20 protein-coding genes are annotated in these 25,132 nt (G+C 62.9%); 15 read left to right on the top strand and 5 right to left on the bottom strand.

Annotated features, from left to right (window positions below; all coding sequences use genetic code 11):
* Nucleotides 1-998 precede the first annotated feature (998 nt).
* The 9 genes from ftsX (at nucleotide 999) to BBIA_RS01070 (ending at nucleotide 9,464) form a co-directional block, all read left to right on the top strand.
* Entirely contained in the window at nucleotides 999-1,922 is a 924-nt protein-coding gene (gene ftsX, locus BBIA_RS01110) for a permease-like cell division protein FtsX (RefSeq protein WP_033495872.1), read from the top strand.
* Between the two features lie 123 nt (nucleotides 1,923-2,045).
* Complete coding sequence (locus BBIA_RS01105; RefSeq protein ID WP_033495874.1) at nucleotides 2,046-3,542, top strand: CHAP domain-containing protein; 1,497 nt, start codon at nucleotides 2,046-2,048, stop codon at nucleotides 3,540-3,542.
* 163 nt (nucleotides 3,543-3,705) lie between these two features.
* The gene (gene smpB, locus BBIA_RS01100; RefSeq protein ID WP_033495876.1) at nucleotides 3,706-4,185 is read left to right on the top strand and encodes an SsrA-binding protein SmpB; all 480 of its coding nucleotides are present in this window, start codon (nucleotides 3,706-3,708) and stop codon (nucleotides 4,183-4,185) included.
* 157 nt (nucleotides 4,186-4,342) lie between these two features.
* Nucleotides 4,343-5,320, top strand: coding sequence for an ABC transporter substrate-binding protein (locus tag BBIA_RS01095; protein ID WP_033495878.1), 978 nt, complete (start codon nucleotides 4,343-4,345; stop codon nucleotides 5,318-5,320).
* 353 nt (nucleotides 5,321-5,673) lie between these two features.
* Entirely contained in the window at nucleotides 5,674-6,606 is a 933-nt protein-coding gene (locus BBIA_RS01090; protein ID WP_033495880.1) for an ABC transporter substrate-binding protein, read from the top strand.
* A gap of 153 nt (nucleotides 6,607-6,759) precedes the next feature.
* Nucleotides 6,760-7,743, top strand: coding sequence for an amino acid ABC transporter permease (locus BBIA_RS01085; protein ID WP_033495881.1), 984 nt, complete (start codon nucleotides 6,760-6,762; stop codon nucleotides 7,741-7,743).
* A 28-nt stretch (nucleotides 7,744-7,771) separates the two neighbouring features.
* A complete protein-coding gene (locus BBIA_RS01080; RefSeq protein ID WP_081891790.1) occupies nucleotides 7,772-8,611 on the top strand; it encodes an amino acid ABC transporter ATP-binding protein in 840 nt (279 codons plus the stop codon).
* Nucleotides 8,612-8,788: 177 nt separating this feature from the next.
* Complete coding sequence (locus BBIA_RS01075) at nucleotides 8,789-9,076, top strand: nucleotidyltransferase family protein (protein ID WP_033495956.1); 288 nt, start codon at nucleotides 8,789-8,791, stop codon at nucleotides 9,074-9,076.
* Entirely contained in the window at nucleotides 9,063-9,464 is a 402-nt protein-coding gene (locus BBIA_RS01070) for an HI0074 family nucleotidyltransferase substrate-binding subunit (protein ID WP_033495883.1), read from the top strand. Before BBIA_RS01075 ends, BBIA_RS01070 begins: the two co-directional genes overlap by 14 nt.
* A 261-nt stretch (nucleotides 9,465-9,725) precedes the next feature.
* Here BBIA_RS01070 and BBIA_RS01065 read toward each other — a convergent pair whose 3' ends face one another.
* Nucleotides 9,726-9,974 carry a helix-turn-helix transcriptional regulator gene (locus tag BBIA_RS01065; RefSeq protein ID WP_051923616.1) on the bottom strand — a complete coding sequence of 83 codons (249 nt, stop codon included), beginning with the start codon at nucleotides 9,972-9,974 and terminating at the stop codon, nucleotides 9,726-9,728.
* 692 nt (nucleotides 9,975-10,666) lie between these two features.
* Here BBIA_RS01065 and glmS point away from each other — a divergent pair.
* The gene (gene glmS / locus BBIA_RS01060) at nucleotides 10,667-12,559 is read left to right on the top strand and encodes a glutamine--fructose-6-phosphate transaminase (isomerizing) (RefSeq protein WP_033495887.1); all 1,893 of its coding nucleotides are present in this window, start codon (nucleotides 10,667-10,669) and stop codon (nucleotides 12,557-12,559) included.
* Nucleotides 12,560-12,593: 34 nt separating this feature from the next.
* On the opposite strand, the gene BBIA_RS13135 is transcribed toward glmS, so the two are convergent.
* Entirely contained in the window at nucleotides 12,594-13,373 is a 780-nt protein-coding gene (locus BBIA_RS13135) for a hypothetical protein (RefSeq protein ID WP_051923615.1), read from the bottom strand.
* A 190-nt stretch (nucleotides 13,374-13,563) separates the two neighbouring features.
* On the opposite strand from BBIA_RS13135, the gene BBIA_RS01050 reads away from it, so the two are divergent.
* Complete coding sequence (locus tag BBIA_RS01050; RefSeq protein WP_051923623.1) at nucleotides 13,564-14,367, top strand: pseudouridine synthase; 804 nt, start codon at nucleotides 13,564-13,566, stop codon at nucleotides 14,365-14,367.
* A 17-nt stretch (nucleotides 14,368-14,384) separates the two neighbouring features.
* On the opposite strand, the gene BBIA_RS01045 is transcribed toward BBIA_RS01050, so the two are convergent.
* Nucleotides 14,385-15,374, bottom strand: a complete 990-nt coding sequence (locus BBIA_RS01045) for a LacI family DNA-binding transcriptional regulator (RefSeq protein WP_152600643.1) — start codon at nucleotides 15,372-15,374, stop codon at nucleotides 14,385-14,387.
* 213 nt (nucleotides 15,375-15,587) lie between these two features.
* Between BBIA_RS01045 and BBIA_RS01040 the strand changes: the two genes are divergently transcribed.
* Both BBIA_RS01040 and BBIA_RS01035 read left to right on the top strand, forming a co-directional pair.
* Nucleotides 15,588-17,663, top strand: a complete 2,076-nt coding sequence (locus tag BBIA_RS01040; RefSeq protein WP_033495891.1) for a beta-galactosidase — start codon at nucleotides 15,588-15,590, stop codon at nucleotides 17,661-17,663.
* A 424-nt stretch (nucleotides 17,664-18,087) separates the two neighbouring features.
* On the top strand, nucleotides 18,088-19,494 hold the full coding sequence (locus tag BBIA_RS01035; protein ID WP_033495893.1) for an extracellular solute-binding protein: 1,407 nt from the start codon (nucleotides 18,088-18,090) through the stop codon (nucleotides 19,492-19,494).
* Nucleotides 19,495-19,621: 127 nt separating this feature from the next.
* On the opposite strand, the gene BBIA_RS01030 is transcribed toward BBIA_RS01035, so the two are convergent.
* The gene (locus tag BBIA_RS01030) at nucleotides 19,622-20,389 is read right to left on the bottom strand and encodes a type III pantothenate kinase (RefSeq protein WP_033495895.1); all 768 of its coding nucleotides are present in this window, start codon (nucleotides 20,387-20,389) and stop codon (nucleotides 19,622-19,624) included.
* A 277-nt stretch (nucleotides 20,390-20,666) separates the two neighbouring features.
* On the opposite strand from BBIA_RS01030, the gene BBIA_RS01025 reads away from it, so the two are divergent.
* Both BBIA_RS01025 and BBIA_RS01020 read left to right on the top strand, forming a co-directional pair.
* Entirely contained in the window at nucleotides 20,667-21,524 is an 858-nt protein-coding gene (locus tag BBIA_RS01025; protein WP_033495897.1) for a sulfite exporter TauE/SafE family protein, read from the top strand.
* Nucleotides 21,525-21,943: 419 nt separating this feature from the next.
* Nucleotides 21,944-23,350 (top strand): tyrosine-type recombinase/integrase, encoded by a 1,407-nt coding sequence (locus tag BBIA_RS01020; RefSeq protein ID WP_033495899.1) that lies wholly within the window; start codon nucleotides 21,944-21,946, stop codon nucleotides 23,348-23,350.
* A 239-nt stretch (nucleotides 23,351-23,589) separates the two neighbouring features.
* On the opposite strand, the gene BBIA_RS01015 is transcribed toward BBIA_RS01020, so the two are convergent.
* Nucleotides 23,590-24,927 carry a P-loop NTPase family protein gene (locus tag BBIA_RS01015; RefSeq protein ID WP_033495900.1) on the bottom strand — a complete coding sequence of 446 codons (1,338 nt, stop codon included), beginning with the start codon at nucleotides 24,925-24,927 and terminating at the stop codon, nucleotides 23,590-23,592.
* Between the last annotated feature and the right edge of the window lie 205 nt (nucleotides 24,928-25,132).

The raw sequence follows: 25,132 nt of genomic DNA, 5'->3' as shown, positions 1-25,132 counted from the left end.
ATTGCGGTCGGCACGTCCGCTGCTGATGCTGTTACCGATGCTGTTGCCGATGCGGCTGTCGACGCTGAGTCGGCAGCGACCGCCGCCGATCGCGCTACCGCCGGCGGTATCGATGCTACTGCCGCCGGCGCCGCAGCCAATGCCGCTGCCGATGGTGCCGCTGCCAACGTTGCTGTCAACGGTGTCGCTGCCGACAGTGCCGCTGCCGAAGGTGCCGATGACAGCGCCGAGACGCCGGCCGCAGCGACCGACATCCCCGATATCGTGATCGCCGATGCCGTCGAAACGCGCGTCGACGCCGAATCGCAGACGTACACGCCGTCCGCCGGCTCCGATCGTGTCGATCGTGCCGATTTCACCGATCATGCCGATCGTGCTGATCTCGTCGATCATCGGCCGGAACCGGCCGCCGCCGATGATCCGCACGCCAGGTTCCGTCCGGTTCGTCCGCAGGCCGGCGATCAACCCGCCGAGCGCAATGACCGGCCCGCCGAACACGACGCGCAGTCGCACGAACAGTCGACGGAACAGCGCGAGCAGCGTCCGGACGAGCTGATGCCGATCGACGCGCGCACCGATCGTCGCGCGGCGTACGCGGCCGCGTCGTCGGTCACGGCGATGCCGAAGCTGCCGTCCATTCCGGACTCGCTGCTCATGCCGGCGGTGTCGTCGACTCCGACGCAGACCGATCATTCGGACGCACAGCCGGCCACGCAGACGGTCGCGCAGCCCGCGCAATCAACGGGGGAGTTCCACGTGAAACAATCCGTGGAACATCAGCCGGACGCATCGCACGTGCCGAACGCATCGCACGTGCCGAACACATCGCACCAGTCGCACCAAACGCAGCAGCAGAACCAGCCGAACCAGCCGGCGAGCGGCCAGCCGCAGCAGCTGCTCGCCCCGCCGATGCCGCCCGCGCCGCCGGCGCAGCCGTCCGCACGCCAGCATCAGTTCGACCATGCGAATCGCAACAACAAGGAGGACGAGGAAACCCGATGAGACTGCGATTCATCCTCTCCGAAACCTGGACGAGCCTGAGGCGCAACGTGCCGATGCTGCTGTCCGTCATGCTCGTCACGTTCATCTCGTTCCTGTTCATCGGCGCATCCGTGCTCACGCAGGCGCAGGTCGTCAAGGCGAAGGCCGGTTGGTACGACCAGGTCGAGGTCGTCGTCTGGCTGTGCCCGGACGGTCCCAGCCAATCCGCGAACTGTGCGGACGGCAAGTCGCCCTCCGCCGCCGAAGTCGACGCGATCCAACAGAAGATCCGCGACGAACTGCCCGACGTGGTCGCGAACATCACGTACGTGTCCAAGGAAAAGTACTACAAGGACACGTTCCTCAAACGCTACCCGAACGGCGAATTCCAAGGCCGCACGCTCACCGCCGACGACATGCAGGCGTCTCTGTGGCTCAAGCTCAAGAACCCGGAGAAATACCAGGTCGTCTCCGAAGTGCTCTCCGGACAGGACGGCGTCGAGGAGGTCTCCGACCAGAAGCAGATCTTCGACCCGGTGTTCGCCGTGCTCAACCGCGCCACCGCCGTCACCGCCGTGCTCGCGGCCGTGATGGTGCTCGTCGCAATCATGCTCACCGCAACAACGATCCGCATGTCCGCCGCGTCGCGCAGCAAGGAAACGGAGATCATGCGACTCGTCGGCGCGTCCAACTGGACGATTCGCCTGCCGTTCATTCTCGAAGGCACGGTTGCGTCGCTCGTCGGCTCCGTGCTCTCGTGCGTGATGTTGTCCGTGATTGTGCGCGTGTTCGTCACCGGTTGGCTCGCACAGTCCGTGACGTGGATCCCGTACGTGGACCAGGCGACCGTGCTCATGATTTCGCCGTTCCTTGTGCTGGGAGCGATATTGCTGTCGATGATCGCGTCGCTGATATCGCTGCACCGTTACCTGAAAGCGTGACGCAAAGCTTGATATCAGGCCGTTTGACGGGCGTGTCCCTGCCGCACCGGCATTGCGCGGCGGGGACACGCCTTTTCAGATTCGTTTGTTATGGTGGGATCTGTTTGACGAAAGGAAACGTTGATGATCCGTTCTTCACGAGTTGGGGGAGTCCGCAAGCCCGTACTGGCTGCCGCTTCGGCGATGATGCTGTGCGCTACGATGGCCGTGGGCACCATCACCGCGCCCGTGCCGGTCGCGAACGCCGACACGTACGCCGATCTGCTCGACACGCGCGCACAGAAGCAGGCCAGCGCGCAGCGCGAAGCCGAGCTGAAGGCGAAACTGGCCGGAGTTAGCAGCGCGCTCGCCGACAAGATCGTCGAACTCGACAATCTCACCAGCGTGAAGATCCCTGCGGCGCAGAAGGCCGTCAACGAGGCCAATCAGGCCGCTGCCGTCGCACAGGCCGAAGCCGATGCGATGGCGTCCCGACTCGAAGCCGCCAAGAAGGACAAGGCCACGCTCGAGGAGGAAATCAAGAAAACCGGCAAGGACTACGACGACGCGCACGCCGCCGTCGCGCAGATGGCGCGCGAATCCATGCACGGCTCCAACGCGTCCGACGTGATGAGCGTCGTTACCGGCTCGACCAGCACCAAGGAATTCGTCAACGCGATGCAGACGCGCGACGCGCTCGCACGCACCGAATCGAACGCCGCGTCCGAAGCGGCCGTCTCGCTCAACACGTCAATGAACCGCGGCGAACGTCTCGCCGCGATCGAAAAGACCATCGCCGAACTTAAGGTCAAGGCCGACGAAACGGCCGCCGCGGCCGAAGCCGCCGCGGCCGACGCGCAAAGCGAACGTGACGCGCTCGACAAGCTGCGCGAGGAAGGCGAAGCGAAGCGCGCCGACCTCGAAGCGCAGCAGGCGCAGATCACCGACGCCAGCGCCAAGCAGGCCGCGCAGACCGTGCTACTCGACTCGCAGATCGACTCGCTCAACCGCAAGTACGCGGCTGAACAGGCCGCCGCCGCGTCCAAGCCGACCGTCGGCCCGCAGGGCACCACCAAACCGGTCGTCAACAACAACGCGTCGAACAACAACACGTCAAACGGCAACGCGAACACCAACACGAACACGAATTCGGGCGGATCCACGTCCGGCGGCTCGTCGTCGGGCGGTTCGACCGGCGGCAACACGGGCGGATCGACCAACAATTCGACCAATACGAACACGAATTCGGGCGGTTCGTCGTCGAGCGGCACGTCCGGCGGACAGGGCACCAGCAACGGCGACTCCGGCAACGCGTACGCCGGCGGACAGTGCACGTGGTACGCCTACAACCGCCGCAAGGAAATGGGCATCGGCACGCCGTCCTATCTGGGCAACGGCGCCGACTGGGCGAACACCGCGCCCTCGTACGGCCTGCGCGTCGACAACGTGCCGCAGGTCGGCGCGGCCCTCTCGTTCTATCAGGGACAGGACGGCGCGGACGGCACGTACGGCCACGTCGCGGTCGTCGAAGCGGTGAACGCGGACGGCACGATCCTCATCTCCGAAATGAACGTGCAGGGACTGTACGTCGTCTCCTACCGCACGCTCACCAACAACGGACAGTACCGCTTCGTGCACTGATCCGTGCGGACTCGCGATTTCGCGGGAATCGCAGGAATCGCGCGGCCTGGCCGGTCTTCGCCTGCAGCGAGGACGGACCGGGCCGTTGTGCTATCCTGAGATGTTGCGTTGCAAGACCGCCGCATAGTCGCAAGATCGTTGCATGACGAAAGGAGGGGGACGGATGCCCAAGGAAGAAGGCACGAAACTCATCGTGCAGAACAAGAAAGCCCGGCACGACTACGCCATCGAAGACCACTACGAGGCCGGACTCGTGCTCACCGGCACCGAGGTGAAGTCGCTGCGCGAAGGCCGCGCGTCGCTCGCGGAGGCGTTCGTCTCCATCGACCGCCGAGGCGAAATGTGGCTCGAAGGCGCGAACATTCCCGAATACCTCAACGGCACGTGGAACAACCATGCGCCCAAGCGTAAGCGCAAGCTGCTGCTGCACGAGCGGGAAATCGTCAAGCTGTCACGCCAGTCCGAGGCCAAGGGCTACACGATCATCCCGATCAGCCTTTACTTCAAGAACGGCCGCGTCAAGGCCGAAATCGCGCTCGCCCGAGGTAAGAAGGAATTCGACAAGCGCCAGGCCCTGCGTGAGGAGCAGGACAAGCGCGAAGCCCTGCGCGTCATGCGCTACAAGAACATGCGCTCGCGCTGACGGCCGAACGTCGCCGATTGCCCGCCGACTGTCCACTGCGTGTCCACGGAGTGAGCAATCGGCGTTCGTTTTACGAACATGTAGCATAGGGCACCTACTCTCGCGAATTAAACGGAAACATACCCGCCGGCCGACATTCGCAAGAGAGGAAATCCTAATGTCTTACAGCAAGGGAATACGTCGCAACCTGCGCTCCATCGCAGCGGCCACGCTGGGCGCGGCCATGATCTTCGCCGCAGCGGCCTGCGGCACCACCGATACGGGCGACACGAGCGCGTCCGGCGGCTCCGGCTCGTCATCGTCCGGCTCCGGCAGCAGCTCCAGCTCGACCACCAAGGGCTTCGACACTAGCTCCATCCAAAAAGACGACGCGATCGCCGCGCTCCTGCCCGACTCCGTCGCCGGCGACGGCACGCTCACCGTCGGCACCGACACGTCGTACGCGCCGGCCGAATTCCTCGCCGAAGACGGCAAAACCGCCGTCGGCTTCGACGTCGACCTGTCCAAGGCGCTCGCCGCCGTGTTCGGACTCAAGGAAAACACCGTTTCATCCACGTTCGACTCGATTATCCCGTCCGTCGGCAGCAAATACGACATCGGCATCTCCTCGTTCACCGTCACCAAGGAACGCATGGACGCGGTCGACTTCGTCACCTACTTCAAGGCCGGGTCCACGTGGGTCGTGCGCAAGGGCAACCCCGACAAGGTCGACACGTCGAACCTGTGCGGCGTAAAGGTCGCCGTGCAGACCGGCACCACGCAGGAAGAGGAAGTCAACAAGGCCAACGAGCAGTGCAAGGCCGACGGCAAGGACGCGATCGACATCCAGTCGTCCAAGCTGCAGACCGACGTGACCACCGCCGTGGCATCCGGCAAGGCGTCGATCTTCTACGCCGACTCGCCGGTCGCCGGATACGCGATCAGCCAGACCGGCGACACGTTGGAAACGCTCGGCGACGACACGGGCGTCACTCCGGAGGCCGTGGCGATCAAGAAGGGCGACTCGAAGACCGCCGAAGCCGTGCAGAAGGCCATCCAGAAGCTCATGGACGACGGCACGTACAAGAAGATCCTCGACACGTGGGGCGTCTCGTCCGGCGCGATCGACAAGGCCGAAATCAACCCGTCCGTGTGATTGAGAACTTGTCATATCGACCGGAATGACGGCTGTTCTCTTGTCATTTCGACCGGAATGACGGCTGTTCTCTTGTCATTTCGAGCGAGGCGAAGCCGAGTCGAGAAATCTTGAGAGAGGTGCTGGCTCTGAGGAAGATTTCTCCGCTCGCTTCGCTCGGTCGAAATGACGATGAGTGGGTTTGCTTTGTCCGGTCGAAATGACGGTGAGTGGGTTTGCCTTGTCCGTTCGAATGGCAGTGGCGGATTTGCTGGGCCTGAACGACCGCGCACGGCACGGTAACAGGAAAAACCTGTCCTCTCTGTATACTCGGTAAACACATCGAGAACCGAGAGAACAAGAGAGGAACCATGATGTTCAAGAACCTCAAGACCGCCGCCGCGCTCGCGCTGAGCGCTGCGATGCTGCTTGCCACGGCGGCCTGCGGCACCACCGACACGACCACCGACTCCACCACGGGCACCGCGTCCAACGCGACCGAAGGCTACGATCTGAGCGGCGTCAAGACCAACGACGCCGTCGCCGCGCTCCTGCCGAGCAAGGTCAAGAGCGCCGGCAAGCTCACCGTCGGCATGGAACTGTCGTACGCGCCGGCCGAATTCCTCGCGGAAGACGGCAAGACGCCGGTCGGCTACGATGTCGACATCGCGACCGCGATCGGCAAGATCGCCGGCGTCAAGACGGAAATCGTCTCGTCCACGTTCGACTCGATCGTCCCGTCGGTCGGCAGCAAGTACGACCTCGGCATCACCGCGATGACGATCACCAAGGAACGCCTCGAAGCCGTAGACTTCGTCAGCTACTACAAGTCCGGCTTCAGCTGGATCGTCAAGAAGGGCAACCCGAACAAGGTCGACACCACGCAGCTGTGCGGCCTGAAGATCGCCGTGCAGACCGGCACCGTGCAGGAAGAGGAGGCCAACAAGGCTGCCGAACAGTGCAAGGCCGACGGCAAGGATGCGACCGAAGTGCTGTCCACCAAGCTGCAGACCGACGCGGCCACCAGCGTGGTGACCGGCAAGGCTGACGTGTTCTACGCCGATTCGCCGGTCGGCGGCTACGCGATCAGCCAGACCGGCGGCGAGCTCGAAATGCTCGGCGACGTGGAAGGCACCGCGAAGCAGGGCGTGGCCATTGCCAAGGGCGATGAGGAGATGGACAAATTCATTCAGGCCGCCGTGCAGGAGCTCATGGACGATGGCACGTACGGCAAGATCCTCAAGCACTGGGGCGTCGAATCCGGTGCGATCGACAAGGCCGAGATCAACCCCACCGATCTCGCGTAACCACAACTCTCGGCTCCCCTTGTCAGGGGAGCTGTCAGCGAAGCTGACTGAGGGGTAGTCAGAAGATCAAACCTTCTTTTCTCCCTCAGTCAGCCTGCGGCTGCCAGCTCCCTCGTCAGAGGGAGCCAAGATACGGTAAGGACTGAAACATTTATGGCGAAGAAACAAGCTGACGGCGACGGACTGAACATCCCGAACCGCATCGACGCGCTGCCCGTGCGCCGCCCCGGCCCGATCGTGGCCGCCGTGATCGTCGCATTGCTCGCGGCGATGCTCATCCAGGGCATGATCACCAACCCGCGTCTCGAATGGCCGGTCGTCTGGAAGTACCTGTTCAACGAGAACGTGCTCGAAGGCATCCGGTACACGCTCGAGCTGACCGTCATCTCCATGGTCATCGCGATCATCCTGTCGGTCATCCTCGCGATCATGCGCAAGTCGATCAACCCGGTGCTGCGCGGCGTCAGCTGGTTCTTCATCTGGTTCTTCCGCGGCACCCCTGTGTACACGCAGCTCGTGTTCTGGGGCCTGTTCGCCGTGCTCATCCCGCGCATCAGCATCGGCATCCCGTTCACCGACATCTCGTTCTGGAGCATCAGTTCGCAGGACGTCGTCACCGCGTTCAACGCCGCATGGATCGGCCTAGCCCTGAACGAGGCCGCGTATTTGTCCGAAATCGTGCGCGCTGGCCTCGAAGCGGTCGACCCGGGCCAAACCGAGGCCGCGCAGGCGCTCGGCATGAAGCGCACGCTCATCATGCGCCGCATCATCCTGCCGCAGGCCATGCGCATCATCATCCCGCCGACTGGCAACGAGACGATCGGTATGCTCAAGACCACGTCGCTCGTGACCGCTGTGCCGTTCACGCTGGAACTGCAGTTTGCGACCGGCGCGATCGCCAACCGCATCTACAAGCCGATCCCGCTGCTGCTCGTGGCCTGCTTCTGGTACCTGCTCATCACGTCGATCCTGATGGTGTTCCAGTCAATGCTTGAGAAGCATTTCGGCAAGGGCTTCGACGCGCGCGCGATGGGCACGCGCGGCAAGCAGGCGCCGCTGCCGGGCAAGACCGAAGGCGAGCCGAAGGACAACGTGAACAAGATCAACGAGGCCGGGTTCACCGGCATGACCGCGTGAGCCGGGGGAGTGAGAAACCATGACTGATATGACCGCATTCCCGGCTTCTGGCGCAACCGGCGTGAACGGTGCGAACGCTCGCACCGGCGCGACGCCGGCCGTCAAGGCCACGCAGGTGCACAAGGCGTTCGGTTCGCTGCACGTGCTCAAGGGCGTCGACCTGACCGTCATGCCCGGCACGGTGACCGTGATCCTCGGACCCTCCGGTTCGGGCAAGTCCACGTTCCTGCGCCTCATCAACCAGCTCGAAACACTCACCGGCGGCACGATCGAAGTCGACGGCGAGATGATCGGCTACAAGCCGACCGGCCGCACGGACGCGGAAGGACGACCGATCCTGCAGACGCTGGATGACAAGGCCGTCGCCGCGCAGCGTTCCAAGCTCGGCATGGTGTTCCAGCGGTTCAACCTGTTCCCGCACATGACCGCCATCGAAAACGTGATGGAAGCGCCCGTGCACGTCAAGCACATGAGCAAATCCGAAGCGCGCGAACTGGCTATTGCGGAGCTGAACCGTGTCGGCTTGGGCGAGCGGTTGGACTATTACCCGGCCGAACTGTCCGGCGGTCAGCAGCAGCGCGTCGCGATCGCCCGTGCGCTGGCGATGAAGCCCGAAATCATGCTGTTCGACGAGCCGACTTCGGCGCTTGATCCGGAATTGGTCGGCGAAGTGCTCAACGTGATGCTCTCGCTCGCCAAGGAGGGCATGACGATGATCGTCGTCACGCACGAGATCGGCTTCGCCCGCGAGGTCGCCGATCAGGTCGTCTTCATGGACGGCGGCGTGGTCGTCGAACAGGGTGGTCCCGACATCATCGACCACCCCACCGAACCCCGCTTCAAGGACTTCCTGCAGCACGTGCTGTAGGAAGACCGTTTACCTCGTATTATCGTCGCCCGTGGATAGTTCATTGAACTGCCCACGGGCGATTTCACTGTTATCCCGTAGATCGTCCGGGAAAGCGCTCGTCTCGTCAGTGCATCACAGGAGTGTTGTTGCCGACGTTTTACAATGGGAGCCGACGGCAACGGCAAGGAGATGACCATGATTCCGATCGAGGACGTGTATCGGCAGATTGTCGAGTTTGCCGTTGACGCGGGAGCTGCGAAGGTCGTGCTGTTCGGTTCGCGGGCCAAGGGTACCGCGCGTCCGAAAAGCGACATCGACATCGCGATCGCCGGATGTCCTGATTTCGACCGGCTGTACCGACGGTTGCAGGATGACTTGTGGTCGCTGCTCAAAATCGACGTGATCAACCTGGACGAGCCGATCACCGACGAACTGCGCGACGAGATCGCAGCGACCGGAAAGGTCCTCTATGAAAAAGTATGAGAACTACGCCTCCGCCCTACGCTCGTTGCGTCAGGCTCCCGATCAGGATCTCAGCAATGAGTTCGTGCAGAGCGGCGTGATCGACAAGTTCGAGTTGCAGTTCGAACTCGGATGGAAGCTGTTCAAGGCATTGCTCGCATACGAAGGCGATCCGGTGTCGGCCTCCGGCTCGCCCCGCGACGTGCTGAAAACCGCGTTCCAGTACTACGACTTCGTGGATGAATCGACGTGGCTGCGTATGCTGCGTGATCGCAACGATTCAGCGCATATCTACGACGCGGACAAGGCATCGCGCTTGGTGGACGCGATCATCGCCGACTACATTCCCGAATTCGAGCGCGTGAATCAAGGACTGGTCGAGCGATACGGTGCAATGCTGACCGAATAGGCGCTCTTAGCCTGGCTGTCTGCATGGCTGTCTTTTGACGCGGCCATCTCTCAGCGTGGCGGATTGGTTAGTCCGTCTCCGTATTGTCCCGCTGAGACCCCTGTCGGCGTAGTGTTTTGGCAACGGTCTGTTCATTTCGCCACGCTTGGCTGTCCCAGCGTTGCAAAGCAGCTAGTTCTTCGCCTAACCGCTTCGCTGGAATGCCTGCCAGCATGGTGTTTTTGCGACAGCCTATCCGTTTTGCCACGCCGAACCGAAATGCTAATCAGTTATGTCGTCGGCGGGCGTGAAATTGATGGTGAGGGTGCGGCCCATGCCGTGGGCCAGCGCCTCGAGCGTTTTGAACGACGGGTTGATGCGCGCGTTTTCGATGCGTGCGATGGTGATGCGCGACACCTGCGACCGTTCCGCCAGCTGGTCCTGCGTCAGTCCCGACTCCTTGCGCGCCCGCAGCAGCGCCTGTCCGATCTGCGGGTAGATGCCGTTCTCGGTTTTGTGTTCGTTTGCCATGATCTGACTCATTTCATTGTGGCGAGAGATATTCCAGTATTATTGTAGCGTTGATGATGCTCTGGACGTTTCGGTGGCAATGCCCCGACAAACGCAAAGACTCGGCGGAAACCGGCTCTTCGTGTTGTGGTGTGTATGGGTTGTGTGGTCTGATTCGGGGGTGTCGTGGCGGCTTCTCGCGGGGCAATCCTTCCCTGCTGCTGCTTGGCTCGTAATGATTGTGGGCATGGGCGGGATGTCTACGACGGTGATTGACAAGGGAATGAACGCCGCTCATCCCGTCGGGAAACGATTGTGGGCATAACCGGTACGTGGCGCGCCCCGATTCGTGGGCACGGACGGTACATGGAGAAGATCGTGGGCATAGGCCGGCCATGAAGAGCCGGTTGTGAGCCCGTACATGGTCGGTGTATGCCCACGATCCTGTGGACGGGCGGACAAATGGACGGTTCATGCCCACATTCAGACGAGGAAGACGAGAGGACGCCGGGAGATACCGCCGGCATCGGAGGAAGTGTTGAAACCGTAAGCAGCGCGGCAGCCACTGCTGCCGCCGGCCGCACAGCATCGCGCGATAGCGCGATTCCGATACAACAGGCATGCGTGCCATACGCACCACAATGCGAAGAGCCGGCGGAAAACGGCGGGTTGCGGTTTCGCGTTGCAATGTGCGTCCGGTAGGGTAGTGGGCTATGTGTGGAATCGTTGGATATGCAGGAAACGTCGAAACCGCGTGCGGCAAGCCGCTGGAAGTGTGCTTGCAGGGCCTGAAGCGCCTCGAATACCGCGGGTACGATTCGGCCGGCGTGGCCCTCTCCGCCCCCGGCATGGAGCAGGTGGCCGTGCGCAAGAAGGCCGGCCGTCTCGCCAATCTCGTCGAGGACATCGAACGCAACCCCATGCCGGCCGCCACCGTCGGCATCGGTCACACGCGCTGGGCCACCAACGGCGTGCCGAGCGACGTGAACGCGCACCCGCACACCAGCCGCGACGGTAAGGTCGCCATCATCCACAACGGCATCATCGAAAACGCATCCCAGCTGCGGCTCGACCTGCAGGCCGAAGGCTACCGGTTCTCCTCCAGCACCGACACCGAGGTCGCGGCGAAGCTGCTCGGCAAAATCGTCGACGCGATCATCGCGGAAACCGGCAAACCGGACCTGTTCGAGGCGATCCGCCGCCTCGCGCGCATGCTGGAAGGTGCGTTCACGATCCTTGCCACCGACTGCCGCCAGCCGGACATCGTCGTCGGCGCGCGCCACGATTCGCCGCTCGTCGTTGGCCTCGGTGACGGCGAGAACTTCCTCGGCTCCGACGTGGCCGCGTTCGTCGCGTACACGAAGCGCGCACTCGAAGTCGACCAGGATCAGGCCGTGTGCGTTTCAGCGAACCAAGTGACCGTCACCGACTTCGATGGCAACGTGATCGAGAATCCGAAGACGTACACCGTCGACTGGGACGCGTCGGCGGCCGAAAAGGGCGGCTGGGACTCGTTCATGGACAAGGAGATCCACGAGGATCCAGCCGCCGTCCAGCGCACGCTGCTCGGCCGTCTCGACAAGCACGGCGACATCAACCTTGACGAGGTGCGCATTGAACCGCACGATTTCAAGGCGATCGACAAGATCATCGTCATCGCGTGCGGTACCGCGGCCTACGCCGGCATGGTCGCCAAGTACGCGATCGAACACTGGGTGCGCATCCCGGTCGAAGTCGAGCTCGCGCACGAATTCCGCTACCGCGACCCGATCCTCACGCCGCGCACGCTTGTCGTCGCGATCTCGCAGTCCGGCGAGACGATGGACACGTTGATGGCCCTGCGTCACGCGCGAGAACAGGGGTCCAAGGTGCTCGCGATCTGCAATACGCAGGGCGCGAGCATTCCGCGCGAATCCGACGCCGTGCTGTACACGCACGCCGGCCCGGAGGTCGCCGTCGCCTCCACCAAGGCGTTCGTCGCGCAGATCACCGCCGCGTACGTGCTCGGCCTGTACCTCGCGCAGGTCAAGGGCGCGATGTTCCGCGACGAAATCCAGTCCACGCTTGACGCGCTCAAGGCCATGCCGCGCAAGATCCAGTGGATCCTCGACACGCAAACCGCGGCCATTCAGAAGGCCGCCGAGCAGATGGTGAACGCGAAGTCGTTCCTGTTCCTCGGCCGTCACGTCGGATACCCGGTCGCGATGGAGGGCGCGCTCAAGCTCAAGGAGATCGCGTACACGTTTACGGAAGGCTTCGCGGCCGGCGAATTGAAGCACGGCCCGATCGCGCTCGTGGACGAAGGCGAGCCGATCGTGTTCATCGTGCCGCCGGCGCGCGGTCGCAACGTGCTGCACGCCAAGGTGATCTCCGGCATTGAAGAGGTCAAGGCGCGCGGCGCGTTCATCATCGCCGTGGCCGAGGAGGGCGATCCGGACGTGGAACGCTACGCGGACGTCGTGTTCTGGCGGCCGAAGGCGCCCACGCTGATGAGCCCGCTCGTCGACGTGGTGCCGCTGCAACTGTTCGCCATGGACATGGCCAAGCTCAAGGGCTACGACGTCGACAAGCCCCGCAACCTTGCCAAGTCCGTCACCGTCGAATAGACGCTGGAACTGACGCGTCCGGCGAACGTTGCGGCTACTGGCCGAGCGGATACCAGGTGGGTTCGTCGTCGCCGACGCGGCCGATCACCAGTCGATTGGCCGCCATGCACCCGGCTGCGACCGGATTGCTTAGATCGACGGTCGCCGACGAGTCGTTGGCTCGGTATTTTTCGATATCCTGCTCAAGCTGTTTGACGGTGTATTTCGAATCGGCTAGACCCTCTTGCTTGAGGCAGTCCACGGTACCGGGATAGGGATGCGAATAGAGCTGTGGGTTGCCGATTTGCATGCCGTACACGGTGTCGACGTCAAGCACGTGAATGGTCTTGCAATCGGTGTCGTCTTCGGTGAACTTGTCCCGTTTGCCGGATGCGGGGTCGATGTACGCGCCGGCTTCCTGCATGATGCCGTTTGAGTATTTGATGAGCACCGGCGTCGTGTATCCCTTGTCGACCATGCATTGCTTATAGTTCGACCATGCGGCCTCATAATCGGAGACGGAGATTTCGCCGCCGTTATCGATGGCGCGCTGCAGTATCGCCTTCTGTTCCGGAGCCATGCGGATCTGATCGTCGGAGCGCTGCGAGTCTAGGTCGATCAGACGCTGCTCGTATTCCCGCAATGACGAGGCGACTCGTTCGCCCTGCGACGGCGTTTTGCCGTTCTGCTGCGTCGAGGACTGCTGCTGCGCGCTTTGTGAAGCGCTGTCGCCGGGTGACGAGGAACATCCCGGAACGGCGCACAGCATGAGCATGATGCACACGATTGCGGCGACGTGGATGGTGCGGGCGGGTTGGATTCGGAGCGACTTCATCGTGATCTCCTTTATGCGTTCGGACGCATCGTTGCCGGGGAGGCAAGGAACATCCTATTGCTGCATAGTGTGACACGGCAAAAACGGCAACACAACCCGTACGCATGTTGTGTATGCGCAGGGATGCGTGCCGGCCGATGATCTGTTGCGCCGTCGCCGGATCGTCGCCGGAGTCGGGGAAGATGGCGGCATGACGACGCAACATCATCGCTGGGTGACGGACGAGCCGCGGATTCCGTTTGATTTTGACGTGCTGTATGAGGATGCGGGGATTATCGTGATCGACAAGCCGCATTTTCTTGCCGTTACGCCGCGCGGCATGTGGTATCGCGAGACGGCGTTGATCCGGTTGCGCGAGCGGTACGGCGAGCCGGACATCGTGCCCGCGCACCGGCTGGACCGGTTGACGGCCGGCGTGGTCGTGTTCGTGCGCGATCCGGCGTTGCGCGGGGCGTATCAGATGCTGTTTCAGGAGCGGCGTACGACCAAAATATACGAGTGTCTTGCTCCGGCCGCGCCGATTCGACAGCCACGATACGGTACGATCGAGCCGCTCGAGCCGCCGCGCGTGTTTCCGCTGCGGCGCCGCTCGCGCATCGTCAAGCAGCGCGGCATCCTGCAGGCGTACGAGGAGCCGGGAGCGGTCAACGCGGAAACGGTGATCGAACTAGGGAAGCCGGTCTCGCACGAGCCGACGCGAATATCGTCGTGCGCATCATCGCAAACGTCAGCGCACACGCCATCGACGCATGCAGCGTCGGTCCGCGCGTACACGCTGCATCCGCGCACGGGCAAAACGCACCAGCTGCGCGTCCACATGAACTCGCTGGGCCTGCCGATCGTCGGTGACGACTTTTATCCGCGCATCGAAACGCGTGCGTACGACGATTTCTCCCAACCGCTCGAGCTTGTCGCGCGGCAGCTGTCATTCGTCGACCCGGTCAACGGCGAGCCGCGCGCATTCGTCTCGCGCGTGCCACTGGGAGCCGCGTAGGCCGGCCGGCAACCGCGCTAGGCGTTCAGATCGCGCACGGAACCGCGCTCGACGAGTTCGGTGGGGATCACGGTTTTCACGTTCGCGGGCACGTCCGTGCCTTCGCACATGTCGCGCACCATCGAGAACGCCTTGCGGCCGATCTGGTCGAACGGCATGCGCATGGTGGTCAGTTCGAGCCGCGGGATCGTGCCGGCGAGCGAATCGTCCACGCCGATCACGCTCACGTCTTCGGGCACGCGCTTGCCGGCCGCGCGCAGGCCGAGCATTGCGCCGTACGCCATCTGGTCGTTGGCCGCGTACACGGCCGTGCAGTCGGCTTCGTGCGCGAGCGCGAGACCGCACTGGTAGCCGCTGTCGGCCTCCCAGTCGCCCGTGTACAGCGGCGGCACGGTGATGCTGCGGGCCGACAGCGCGTCGCGCCAGCCCTGTTCGCGGCTTTGCGCGGCGCGCGACGCGGCCGGTCCGGAGATGTGGTAGACGGTTTGGTGGCCTTTGCCGAGCAGGTAGTCGACGATGGCCTGCGAGCAGCCGTACTGGTCGGCGTCGACGGTCGGACAGTACGGGGCCGGGTTTTCGCTGAGTAGCACGACGGGCAGTTCGGCCGCCGGCTGGAAGTCGGAGAAGTCGGCGAGCTGCTCTTCCATGACGATGATGACGCCGTCCACGGGCAGCTGCTTCATGCGTTCGACGGCGGCTTTGATGCTGCGGTCGCGGCCGCGTCCGATGGAATGCACGGTGATTGCGTAATCATCATTGTTGGCGGCGGTGGCGATGCTGTCGAGGATGCGCGCGTTGCCGAACGACGACAGATTGAACATGACGACGCCGATGTCCTGGAAGCGGCCGTGCTTGAGCGCGCGGGCTGCGTAGTTGGGCCGATATCCGAGCTTTTCCATTGCGGCCTCGACGCGCAGGCGTGTTTCCGGTCGAACCGCGCTGCTGCCGTTGGCGACGCGGGACACGGTTTGCGGCGAGACTCCGGCTTCCTTGGCGACGTCCTGCATTGAGACCGATGCCGTTGTTGTGCGTTCCATACTGCCTACTACCTACTTCTCCATGAAACGGCGGTGTTTTCGTTATCAGAATCTACCATACCATCCGTGTTCCGTGCCACGCCGGAGGCTGGATATTGTCGATGATCGTGTTAGTATGGTAACGCAAACATCGATATGGTCCGCGAATGCAGCGGAACGACACGATGCAACGAAAGGACAGCAATGGCGCACAGACCATTCCGTTGGCCGCAGCCGCTTGAGGGCCAGGAAGCCCGCATCTGGTACGGCGGCGACTACAACCCCGACCAGTGGCCGGAAGACGTGTGGGACGACGACATCCGGCTCATGACCAAGGCCGGTGTGAACCTCGTCTCCGTCGGCATCTTCAGCTGGGCGAAGATCGAACCGCGCGAAGGCGTGTTCGACTTCGACTGGCTCGACCGCATCATCGACAAGCTCGGCAAGGCCGGCATCGCCGTCGACCTCGCCTCCGCCACCGCCTCGCCGCCGATGTGGCTCACCCAGGCCCATCCGGAAGTCCTCTGGCAGGACTACCGCGGCGACGTGTGCCAGCCCGGCGCACGCCAGCACTGGCGTCCCACCAGCCCGGTCTTCCGCGAGTACGCGCTCAAGTTGTGCCGCGCCATGGCCGAACACTACAAGGACAACCCGTACGTCGTCGCATGGCACGTGAGCAACGAATATGGCTGCCACAACCGCTTCGACTACTCCGAGGACGCCGAGCGCGCCTTCCAGGACTGGTGCAAGGAGCGCTACGGCACCATCGACGCCGTCAACGACGCGTGGGGCACCGCCTTCTGGGCGCAGCACATGAACGACTTCTCCGAAATCGTCCCGCCGCGCTTCATCGGCGACGGCAACTTCATGAACCCGGGCAAGCTGCTCGACTGGAAGCGCTTCAGCTCCGACGCGCTCAAGGCGTTCTACATCGCCGAGCGCGACCTGCTCGAAGAGCTCACCCCGGGCCGTCCGCTGACCACCAACTTCATGGTCTCCGCCGGTGGCACCGGCATGAACTATGACGACTGGGGTGCGGAAGTCGACTTCGTCTCCAACGACCACTACTTCACCCCGGGCGAGGCGCACCTCGACGAAATGGCCTACTCGGCCGCGCTCACCGACGGCATCGCCCGCAAGAACCCGTGGTTCCTCATGGAGAACTCCACCGGCGCCGTCAACTGGCGTCCGATCAACTACCGCAAGGAACCCGGCCAGCTCGTGCGCGACGCGCTCGTGCACCTGTCCATGGGCGCCGACGCGATCTGCTACTTCCAGTGGCGCCAGTCCAAGGCCGGCGCGGAAAAGTTCCACACCGCCATGGTGCCGCACGCTGGCGAGGATTCGCAGGACTTCCGCGACGTGTGCGAACTCGGCAACGACCTGCAGCGCCTGGCCGACGAGGGCCTGCTCGGCACCAAGCTCGCCAAGTCGCGCGTGGCCGTCGTGTTCGACTACGAGTCCGAATGGGCCACCGAGCACACCGCCACTCCGACCCAGCAGGTGCGCCACTGGACCGAGCCGCTCGCATGGTTCCGCGCGCTCGCCGATCAGGGCGTGACCGCCGACGTGGTGCCCGTACGCTCCGACTGGGATTCGTACGAGGCCGTCGTGCTGCCGAGCCTGTACATTCTGGACGAGGAGACCACGCGCCGCGTACGCGACTACGTGGCCCGCGGCGGCAAGCTGTTCGTCACTTACTACACCGGCATCTCCGACGAGAAGGACCACATCTGGCTCGGCGGCTACCCGGGTTCGATCCGCGACGTGGTCGGCGTGCGCATTGAGGAGTTCGCGCCGATGGGCTCCGACTTTGAGGGCACGCTCGATCACCTCGACCTGACCAACGGTACGGTCGCGCACGACTTCGCCGACGTGATCACGTCCGTTGCTGACTCGGCGCGCGTGCTCGAAACCTACAAGTCTGAGCCGTGGGTCGGCATGAACGGCGTGCCGGCGATCACCGTCAACGAATACGGCGACGGCAAGGCCGCGTACGTCGGCTGCCGACTTGGCCGCGACGGCATCGCCAAGAGCCTGCCCGAACTGCTCGACGCGATGGACATCGACGTGCCGTCCGTCGCCGGCAACGGCGATGTGCTGCGCGTCGAACGTACGAACGAGACCGGCGACGTCACGTTCGCGTTCCTGTTCAACCGCACGCACCGGTCCGTCACTGTGCCGGTCGACGGCGAGACGATCGTCGCCTCGCTCGCACAGGCCAACGACGACGGCACCGTGACGATCGACCCGAACGGCGTCGCCATCGTCAAGCGCTAGTCCGGGCTGATTCGGACCGGTCCAAACGGGTCCGGTGCGTCGCACTGACCGGTAACGGCTTCTCTCACGATCGACGTGAGGGGAGCCGTTTTCTTATGCCTGCGAGGCGCATCGGATGGACGTTCGCCGAATTGCCCCGCTGAGGTGTCTCTCAGCGAGGTGTTTTTCCGAAGGTCTATCTGATACGCCTCGCGTGGGGTTGTAGGCGGTGCATCTTGGTTGGATCTTCGGTGTTTTGCTTCGCTGGGGTGTCTCTTAACGGGGTGTTTTTCCGAAGGTCTGTCCGAATTGCCCCGCCGGGAAGCTGTGCATGCTGCGATTCCGCGCGCTCAGGACGGTGTCGTACACTCGATACGATGATGAAACGGTGTGAACCAATCGCGGATAAGGATGGCGGGGTGCAGGCATGATGCCACGACGACGGATGAATAATCGTGCGGCGAAACGCGCGATCGCCGCCGTCTGCGCGCTCGCCGCCACGGTCGCGCTCGCCGCATGCGGGCAGCGGGACACGCGCACCGAACTCGTCGTATGGTCGTGGGAGCCCAGCATGAGCACGCTGGCGCGCGACTTCGAAAAAACCAACCCGGACATCCGCATCACCATCAAGAACACGAGCGGCTACGAGAATCTCAACAGCGCGATCCAGGACGGCTACGGTCTGCCCGACGTCGCGCAACTCGAATACTTCGCCCTGCCGCAGTACGCGGTCAGCAGCCAGCTGCTCGACATCACCGACCGGGTCGACGGCTACGACAGCGTGTACACACCAGGCACATGGGCGTCCGTGCACCTCGGCGGGCGCGTGTACGGTCTGCCGATGGACTCCGGCCCGATGGCGTTCTTCTACAATGAGGACGTGTTCCGCCAGGCCGGCGTGGACGCCACGAAAATCAAGACTTGGGACGACTACTACGAGGCCGCAAAGAAACTCAAGGAGATCGGCGCGTACATTGCCGCCGACTCGGGCGACGCGAGCTTCTACGACGCGATGATCTGGCTCGCCGGCGGCCGCCCGTTCCACACGTCGAATGACGGCAAAACCGTGACCATCGACCTCTCTGACGATGCCGGCACGAAAACGTTCACCGCGTTCTGGCAGAAGATGATCGACGAGGGGCTCGTCGACACGCGATCGACGACGTGGTCTGAATCGTGGAAGCGCAAGCTCGGCTCCGGCGCGGTCGCGTCCGTGTTCGCCGGCGCGTGGATGCCGTCGCTGCTGCTGTCCGACGTGCCGGGCGGATCCGGACTGTGGCGCGTCACGCAGATGCCGACCGCCGACGGCACGCCGGCCAACGCGGAAAACGGCGGATCGGCGCTGTCCGTACTGCAGTCCAGCCGCAAGCCGGACGCCGCGTTCCGCTTCCTCGACTACGTGTGCCACAGCAAGCACGGCATCGCCACGCGCGTCGACGGCGGCTCGTTCCCCGCCGACAAGGCCACGCTCAGCAGCGCCGCGTTCCTCGACAAGACCACCGTCACCGACGAGCGCGGCATCGCCATCCCGTACTTCGGCGGTCAGCGGTACAACCGCGTGCTGGCCGAAGCGGCCGAAACCGTGTCCACCGGATACCAGTACCTGCCATTCGAGGTGTACGCGCGCAACGACTTCTCGTCCACGGTCGGCAAGGCGTACGACTGGTCCACGGCCAAATACAAGTACGATCAGGCTGTCGCGCGCATCGAGGACGGCGTGGTCGGCTCCGACGGCAAGCCTCCGAAACTGCCCGAGCATCCCGGCAAACGCATCGCGCTGACCGACGGCATTGCCTCGTGGCAGAAGGACATTAAGGAGTACGGGTTCAACCAGGGCTTCACCATCGAATAGCGGAAATCCGCGGGATTTGGCTGTCGGTCAGGGGCGTTGCGTCGGGGGCCGAGTCGAGAGATTGTAAGAAGCATCGTCTCCAGGAAGATTGCTCCGCTCGCTGCGCAACGCGAAATGACAGGATATGTTATCGCGCGTTGCGCCGGTAGATCTCCTCCATGCCCTTGAAGATCAGGTCCGGATCGTACACGTCGATCAGGTCCGTGTCGTCCTTGAACACGCGGCCCAGTCCGCCGGTCGCCACTACGGTGAAGTCCTCGGGGATTTCCGCGTGGAACTGCTGGATCGTGCGTTCGATGCCGCCGAGGAAGTTGTAGTAGAGGCCCGCTTGCATCGCCGTTTTCGTGCCGGTCGCCAGAACCGAGCGCGGCCGCGTGATCTCCACCTCCGGCAGCTGCGCGGTTTCGCCCCACAGCGCGGCGGCGGCCGTGCGGATGCCGGTCGTGATGAGCCCGCAGGTGATCGTGCCCGTGGCATCCACGTAGTTGAACGTCGTGGCCGTGCCAAAATCTGCCACCAGCACGCGCCCGCCGTACTCCGCGTACGCGCCCACGCAGTCCGACAGGCAGTCTGCGCCCAGCGACTTCGGATCGTCGATGCGGATGTTCATGCCGGTCTTGACGCCCGGCCCCACGATCATCGGCTCCAGCCCGAGGAACTTGACGATGCTCGCACGGAACGAGTGCATCACTTTCGGCACCACCGAGCAGACGATCACGTCGTCCACGTCGTCCGGCGTGAAATGGCTGAACCCGAGGAACTGCGTGATCATCAGCCCGTACTCGTCCGACGTGTGGTGCGCTTTGGTGGAAATGCGGTACGTGCCGACGATGCGGCTGCCTTCGATGAATCCGAGCACGATGTTGGTGTTGCCGATGTCGACCGCGACAAGCATGGAAATCCCCTTCGTTGGCTGTGGTGCGCCGATTGGACGCGCGATTGCACACCAGTCTAGCGCCGGTCGGGCGCCGGTCGCGCGCGTTGGCAAGCGTTGGCGTGCATTGGCGTAGGATGATGCGGATCGACTCGCGCTGTTGCAATCGTTGTCACAAGATGGATTTGCGGCAAACTTGCGGCAGATTTGCGGAACATGATCCGTATGCGGGCAATCGACGGCAATTTTCCGCCGGCGAGCGGGACCGGCGAGTACAGTTTCGCGTATGAGCGAACGTATGGAAACGAATGGAAACCAGCCGATCGCGACGTCAGCCGCGACGGCGGCGGCGACCGACGGCGGCGGACTCGAGCGTCTCGACCGGCGCAGCGTCGTTGTGCTGATCTGCGTGGGACTTGCGTGCGGCATACTGTCCGGCCTGTTCGGCATCGGCGGCGGCACGATCATCGTTCCCGCGCTGGTATGGCTGGGCCTGAGTCAGCGGCACGCGGCAGCGACGTCGCTCGCCGCGATCGTGCCCACGTCGATTTCCGGCGTGGTCTCGTACGCGACCGGCGGCAACGTTAACTGGATCGCCGCGCTGCTGCTCGCGCTCGGCGTGGTCGTCGGCAGCCAGCTCGGCTCGCTGCTGCTCAGCCGACTGCCCGAGGTCGCGTTGCGCTGGATTTGGGTCGTGTTCCTGATTTTCGTGATCATCCAGCAGGTCACGTTCACGCCGCCGCGCGAGGGGCATATCGTGCTGCACGTGTGGTCCGGCCTGTTTCTGATACTGCTGGGATGCGTGACCGGCGCGCTCGCCGGCGTGCTCGGCATCGGCGGTGGGGCGATCATGATGCCTGCGTTGTCGTTCCTGTTCGGCGCGAGCGATCTGATGGCGCGCGGCACGTCGCTGCTCGTGATGTTTCCCGGCGCGATTTCCGGCACGGTCGCCAATTGGAAGCGCGGCATCGTGCATTTGAAAAGCGGGCTGATCGTCGGCTGCTGCGCGGCCGTGACTGCGCCGCTCGGCACGATGATGGCCGGCTGGCTGACTCCGCGCGCCGGATCGCTGCTGTTCGCCGCGTGGCTGACGTTCTTGGCGGTGCGCAGCACCTGGACCGCGCTCAAGGCGACGCGTGCGGCTCGTGGCAATTAGTGCTTTGTCGGGCTTTTGCTGTGGTGTTTTATGTTCTCGGCTCCCCTTGTCAGGGGAGCTGTCACGCAGTGACTGAGGGGTAGTCAAACCCATCACATTACGTCCGACAGAGCGCCAGGCATGGCATCCCCATATGTGGGATCGGAGCGGAGTTCACGTGACCAAACGGTAATTTTCCGCGTGTTTGCATCGCGCTTCCAGCAAATCCACCGAAACCGGGGTAGGATGGGAGCCGTTGACAACCGCAAGGCCACGTGAACGGGGACGTTCCGCGGCCGCTGTTTCGAAGGAGAACCAGTATGGTCTACCGCATGATTTACCGGAGACCATAAGAAACCGCGAAATTCCAACGTTTTTAAGCCTGCCAAAACCCCGAAAATCGGGGTTTTTCTTTTTACCCGACGTTTTATCATGGAGGCATGAAAGACACCAGCCTGACGGCCTCGCGGGGCCACGCTACGCTAACACCAAGCATCACCGTGGTCAACACGCACGGCACGAAGAAATACCGGGCCTACGTCTGCTATCGCACCGCAGCCGGGGAGTGGAGGCAGGTAACGGGGAGTGCGCCCGTGCCGAACGTGCCCGAGGAGGAGAACCCCGCCGTCCATGAGATGGCCAAATCAATGGCCGTGGCCGCGATGGAGAAGAACATGCGCGGCAAGCTCGCCACCGGCAAGACCGGTACGCCGCGCACGCACAGGCTCAGCGAGGCGATAGAGCTTTTCTGGAAGGACAAGACGAAGCGCAACGTAAGGGGCAACACACGCTACACATATGAAAAGCAACTTGCCGCCGTAGGCAAGCGGCTACCGGACAAAAGCATCAGCGCATACAGCACGGAAGAACTGCAAGCCGTTGTGGATGCAATACCTGAAGCGGCCAAGGTGCTGAAAAGCATATACTACCAAGCCGTCCGCGAGGGCTGGATACGAGCGGCGGACGACCCGACGCGCTACCTACGCATCCCAGCCAAGCCGAAGGTACGCAAGGCACAAACGAAGCATACGGAAGATTGGATAGCGCAAGCGCCGGGCCTGCTCCTATGGCTAGCCGAGCCGAACACGACCGACCCCACCACAGGGGAGAAGGAGCAGAACCGTTTCCACCGCTTCTATGCGCTATACCTCATGGAGATGGGTATGGGCCTACGTCGCGAGGAAGTGCTGGGCCTGCAATGGAAAGACGTTGATTTCGACCACAAGCGCGTCAGCGTGGCCGAGCGCGTCATCATCGAGCTACGGGGGAAAGCGACGGTCAAGACGTCCGGCAAGACCGAATCAGCGGCAAGGCTCCTACCGCTATCGGGAAGGATAAACGACGTATTGCGTGCCAAGCGGGATGCCGAACGGGGCAAACCGGATGACTGGGTTTTCCGCACCGGCAAGGGCACGTTTTTCAAGCCGTCGTACCTTACGGCCATCTGGCAAGAATTGCTTCTGGCCTACCATAATTGGGCCATACGGGACGACATCGCCCGGAGCCGCAAGACAGGCAAGCCGCGTCAATGGCCGGACGAGAAGGAAATGACGAAGAAGCAATGGAGCGCTACAGGGTACGGCCCGTGGAAATGGAGGCAACACGACAACCGGCACCTAGCCGAATCCATCATGGAGATGTACAGCGTCGATTGGGCCGTGCGAAAAGATATCCTCGGACATAAGACGGAGTCCGACGTGACCGCGCGATACACGCACACCACCGAGCAGAAACGCCGGGAGGCCATCGAACTAATCGACAACGAGCTAACCCCGAAGGAGCCGGAGGAAAGCTACCTCACAGCCGAACAGCTACGGGCCATCGAAGAAGAACCCGACTACAGCTGACAAGCGCGGTACGAGCGCGGTACGCACGCACCACGCAACGCGCCGCGCGAGCATCGCCGGGTACATGCGGGGGCACCGCCGCCGTCCGGCACATCCCCGGCGTTCCGCCGCGCAAAGCACGACTCCACGGCGGGGGCACCGGACGGCTTGCGGCACATCGCCCGCGCACCGTCGCCCCGCGCTTATGCGTCACTACCGCACGGCGTACTGCTACGGCCCCGTACCACGCCCCTACGGGGTCATTCAAGGTCAATCGGGATGCCATCAGCACCGACCACAAACGGTAGCGCCGTAGGGCTGGACATATCCACGGGGTATGCCTCATCATCCGCCACCGGCTGAGGTGCTTTGGCCGGTGCTGTTTCGGGCTTCTCGACGTACCCGTGACCATCAGCACCCGAGGGGGTTACGCCGGTGGACTCACCTATCATCGCCCGTAGCGATTCATCCGCGAGCGTTTCGGGCCATTCAGGGCCTGCAACGTGACGGAAGCTGATTGTGTCCCCGTCCGAGCCGAGCGACGCACACACCGTACTAACACGCCGGTTTATAGGCCCCTGCTTCGGCTCGAATTCATCGTATCCATACCAGCCCGACATTGGCCGGTTCGAGGTAAAAATCACCGTGGTGTACAACGCATGTTTGTTTGCGTACCGAGCCGTCAGCTCCACGGGGTACCTATCCGTCCAACGCAACACGTCATCGAGCCGCATCCTGCCGTCGAAGTCCTCGACGATGACCACAGACTCGCCCCGGTAGTTGTCCCAAGGATGCGCGTAATCGGTCAGTCTGTATACATCCGCATTGTGCCGTTTGCCATAGAGCCATGCCCATAGGCTTTTCCCGACCCCGGTTTCTCCGTAGACATACAGCGTATGCACGTCACGCATTTTCCTGCCCTTCTCCTTCATTGCGATTTCATACGCCCGGTCGAGGTACCGGTCATAAGCAATTAGTTTCGGGTCATCCCTCATCAGCATGTCCGGGATGGCACCGGCCAATACTTTTTTCACCGCGTCATCGCGGGTTTTCAAGTCGGTGCGTTTGCCCTGCCCAGCGGGGTCGAATCCCTCGGATTCCCAAGGGCCGCCATCCACGCCGTCGTCTTGCATCGTCAAGCGGGTATCGTATTTCGTGACGTACCGCTCAACGACCTTGGGGGTTCTCTCCACCGGGTCTATGTGGGCCTGCGTCGGAAAGTGGTCGGCAAACGTTCCCATTCTCATGCGCGGGGTATAGACGATGAAATGCCCATGCCTCATTCCCCGGTATTTGCCGCCGCGACCGTACAAGAAGTTTCCGTCATCATCGACCGGCCTTTTGCCCTTATTGGAGGCCATACGTTTGCCGGTTCCTTCTTCGGCCTGTCCCATGTACGACCAGCCGTAGGCCGTCATGTCGTTCAGCTCGTCCAGTATCACCGACCAGTCCCCGCACACGTACTTCGAGGCAATCGTCACCATCCATGCCCGTGAACGTTTATGCCGGTTCAGCTTCTTTTTCTTCTCGTCATCGGGATAGCGAATCTCGCGAACCAGCGATAGCGATTCCCCATCCTGCTCGGATATTCCAGCCATAGGATGCCTCCTAGTCTCGCCCCGCGAAGTCCCCAGCTTCAAGGGGCATTTCGTTTTCTGTCCCAAGGTTAAGGTTTTGTCCCAAAGTTAAAGGGCCTTGTCCCAGAAGTTAAAAGGCCCCGCGAGGCCAATGATTTCAACGGTTTTCATAGCTTTGTCCCAAAGTTCCCTAATAATACTGGCGCGCCCGGGCGGCAAGCCGCCC

This window comes from Bifidobacterium biavatii DSM 23969 (assembly GCF_000741165.1).
Lineage (GTDB): Bacteria > Actinomycetota > Actinomycetes > Actinomycetales > Bifidobacteriaceae > Bifidobacterium > Bifidobacterium biavatii.
The sequence above is the reverse complement of the archived record's forward strand: the minus strand, read 5'-3'. Positions and strand labels throughout refer to the sequence as shown.